The sequence below is a fragment of the Ferrovibrio sp. genome, assembly GCF_035304305.1.
Classification (GTDB): Bacteria; Pseudomonadota; Alphaproteobacteria; order Ferrovibrionales; family Ferrovibrionaceae; genus Ferrovibrio.
The window spans coordinates 1-3,033 of the sequence record NZ_DATGQG010000120.1; the positions used below are offsets into that span (position 1 = coordinate 1).

Here is a 3,033-nt window from a genome sequence, read left to right on the forward strand (position 1 = left end):
GCATCGGATTGCAGTGCCGCGGCTCGACCCGGAAGCCCATCAGCGGCAGGCCGTCCTCGTCCAGCCGGCCCCAGAGCGGGCCGTTCACCTTCATGAAGCCGATGAAGGCCAGTTCCTTCATGCCGGCAGGCGGGTTGGCCGTGTCGGTGCCGGGGGCGAAATCGCTGATCGGGGGGGCGGTCATGGGCGGGGGTTGTAGCATCCGCCGCGGGCAGCGGCAATGAAGGGCATCGCATGCACAAGCGCCTGAGGCGGCTGCGATTCACGTCGCCGTTTCCGGCTCGCCTTCTGGATACATTCGGCACAAAATGGGAACGCGGCGCCTGCCCCGAAAATTCATGGAGCGGCGCGCATCCGGCCGCGAACGACGCATGACGTAACCGGATCTCAAGTTGAGGCCGGGAATCGGATTTGCTAGCGTCCGCGGCGTTGGGGGGCTCCATGGCGGATATTCTGGGATCGTCTGCGCCGGCGCGGGCGTGGCATGCCTATTACACGGAAAAGCGGATCGTCCATCAGTGGATGCAGGTGCATCTCCTGCAGGACCTGCCGGTGCGCAGCGTCATCGAGATCGGCCCGTATCTCGGCCTGGTCACCGCCATGCTGGCGAACGCCGGATACCGGGTTACGACTTTCGACATCGAGAACCGGTCACCCGGCATCGGCGCCGAAAGGCATATCCAGGGCGATATCCGCGATTTCGACCCGAAAAGCCTGCCGGCCGCAGATGCGCTGATCTGCTGCGAAACGCTGGAGCATATCCCCTGGCCGGAGATTCCCTCGGTGCTGGCGCGGCTGCAGCAGACGGAAATTCCCTGGCTGATCCTGTCGGTTCCTTACGAAGGGACGCAGCTGGCATTCAGCATCTACCTGAACCGCTTCACGGCAAAGCGCCGCAGCATGTTCCGGAAATTCCGCTTCCTGAAGAATTTCCGATCCCCCGCCGACGCGGGCTGGGAGCCGCATAAGTGGGAAATCGGCTACCGCGGGTACAGCGTCGAGAAGTTCCGCGACACCCTGGAGCGCGCCGGCTGGCAGCCCGTGCGGCAGGAATTCACCGAGGGCTGCCGTTCCATTTTCCTGGTTTGCCGCAATACCGGTAAAGCGGCGTAAACCGCTTCAGGCTCCGGTCTGGCCGCGCTCCCAGACGGCTGCTTCCGTCACCACGTAGTCGATCCGCCCCTCGTTCAGGGCACGCAGGCATTCCGCCGGCGTGTTGATGATCGGTTCCTCATGCACGTTGAAGCTGGTGTTGATCAGCACCGGCACGCCGGACAGCTCGGCATAGGCAGAGAGAATGTCGTAGTACAGCGGGTTCTGCTCACGGCGGATCACCTGGGGGCGCGCCGTCCCGTCGACATGCACCACGGCGGGAATGCGCTCGCGCCACTCGTCATGCACCTGGCAGGTGATGGTCATGAACCGGGCGGCGTAAAGCGATTGCGGCGGCAGGTCGAAGATCCGGGTCGCATCGACATCGCGTACCACCGGCGCGAAAGGCATGAAATCGGAGCGGTCCAGCCGCTGGTTCAGGATCTGGTTGATCTCGGCTTTGACCGGCGCAGCCATGATGGTGCGAGCGCCAAGCGCGCGTGGCCCGTATTCCATGCCCTTCGTATAGATCGCCACCACCTTGCCGGCGTTTATCAGGGCAGCCGCATCCTTTACCGGATCGCTGCTGACCAGCCGGCCGCCGCCGCCGGCAATGACCGGGTCGATGTCGGATGAATAGTCGTATCCGAAATAGAGATGGTCGAGCCGGTAGCGCTGCTTCAGCCAGGTCTCCAGCCCGTCGCGCTCCAGCAGGTGCTGCAGCACGCCGCCGGCAGCCAGCCCCTGGTCGCTCATTGCCGGATAGATGAACACCTCGTCGACCGGCAGTTCCTCGGCAAGTCGCTGGTTCAGCTTCACGTTGGCGAACACGCCGCCCGACAGTCCCAGCTTGCGGACGCCATGGCGGCGCAGCAGCCGGCCGACCGCTTCGGTGACGAAATCCTCCAGAACCTTCTGCACCGACGCCGCCACGACCTCGGGCGGATGGCCTTCGGCCCAGCTGAAAACCCAGCGGCGCATCTCGGGATAGCTGGCAAAATCACTCTCGATGCGTCCGTCCCCGTCGATGCGGAAATGGCTGGCGAGCGCATTTGCCAGCATCGGCTCGCCCAGCGCGGCGAGGCCCGTCAGCTTGCCTTCATGCTTGTTGATGCGATAGCCCAGCGCCTGGGTCGCGTAACCATAGGCGAGCCCCAGCGAGTCGATCTTCAGCGGCGCGACCAGGCCGTCATCGCCGCCGTAAAGCGTGACCAGACGACCGTTTTTCAGGATCCGGTGACTGTACTGCACGTTGTCGCCGCCGCCATCGGCCGTATAGAGCAGCGCCTCATCCCAATCCGTATGGAACAGGGTCGCCAGCGCATGGGAGGCGTGATGATTGTAGAAGGTCACCGGCAGGTCGCCGCGGCAGCCAAGATCACGCAGGAAGGAAGCCCGATCGAACATGGCGTCGCTGTCGGTGCGGCCGTAGCGCACGCATTCGCGCTCCATGCTCTTGTGCTTTTCCATCCCGACCAGTTCGCGGACGCGGTTCTCGACCAGACGCGGCAGCGGGAAATGCCGGTAATAGCGGCTGGGAAAAGCCCCGCGGGAGAGGGCAACCGTGCCGATATCCTGCAGTCCGGCACCGGCAATGCGCAGACATTCCTGGATCGCCTCATGCGGGATGCGGCCGCCATCTATCTTGCGGCGGGTAAAACGCTCAAGCGCGACGGCCGCGACCATCCGGTAATCGTCGAACAATGCCGCACAGGCATCATGATAGCCGGAGTGGATCCCCAGAATTAACATCGTCCTTGAACGCCTTTTCTCGCCGCGGGTCTGCCTGATATCTAGCCTAGCCGCGCAGAACCGCGCCACAGGCCTTTTCCGCTGCCGCCACTATTTTCCTGGTAACGGCCTCGATCTCGGCATCCGTCAGGGTCTGCTGCTGCGGCTCGAGCCGCACGGTCAGCGCCAGCGAGGTTTTGCCCTCGGGGA

General features: G+C 64.0%; 4 protein-coding genes. 1 reads left to right on the top strand and 3 read right to left on the bottom strand.

What is annotated here, in order from left to right:
• Positions 1 to 184, bottom strand: a 184-nt coding sequence (locus VKZ87_RS13555; RefSeq protein WP_324221791.1) for a hypothetical protein, incomplete at its 3' end; no start/stop codon positions are given.
• A gap of 257 nt (positions 185 to 441) precedes the next feature.
• Between VKZ87_RS13555 and VKZ87_RS13560 the strand changes: the two genes are divergently transcribed.
• Positions 442 to 1,113, top strand: a complete 672-nt coding sequence (locus VKZ87_RS13560; protein WP_324221792.1) for a class I SAM-dependent methyltransferase — start codon at positions 442 to 444, stop codon at positions 1,111 to 1,113.
• 6 nt (positions 1,114 to 1,119) lie between these two features.
• Here VKZ87_RS13560 and VKZ87_RS13565 read toward each other — a convergent pair whose 3' ends face one another.
• Together VKZ87_RS13565 and VKZ87_RS13570 are read right to left on the bottom strand one after the other, a co-directional pair.
• Complete coding sequence (locus tag VKZ87_RS13565) at positions 1,120 to 2,844, bottom strand: carbamoyltransferase C-terminal domain-containing protein (RefSeq protein ID WP_324221793.1); 1,725 nt, start codon at positions 2,842 to 2,844, stop codon at positions 1,120 to 1,122.
• A 46-nt stretch (positions 2,845 to 2,890) separates the two neighbouring features.
• Positions 2,891 to 3,033 (bottom strand): hypothetical protein (locus VKZ87_RS13570; protein WP_324221794.1); only part of this gene is annotated, 143 nt, incomplete at its 5' end.

Excerpts from the sequence above, each read along its gene's own strand:
- VKZ87_RS13560 (WP_324221792.1), top strand. The coding sequence starts at position 442 with ATGGCGGATATTCTGGGATCGTCTGCGCCGGCGCGGGCGTGGCATGCC.
- VKZ87_RS13565 (WP_324221793.1), bottom strand. The coding sequence starts at position 2,844 with ATGTTAATTCTGGGGATCCACTCCGGCTATCATGATGCCTGTGCGGCA.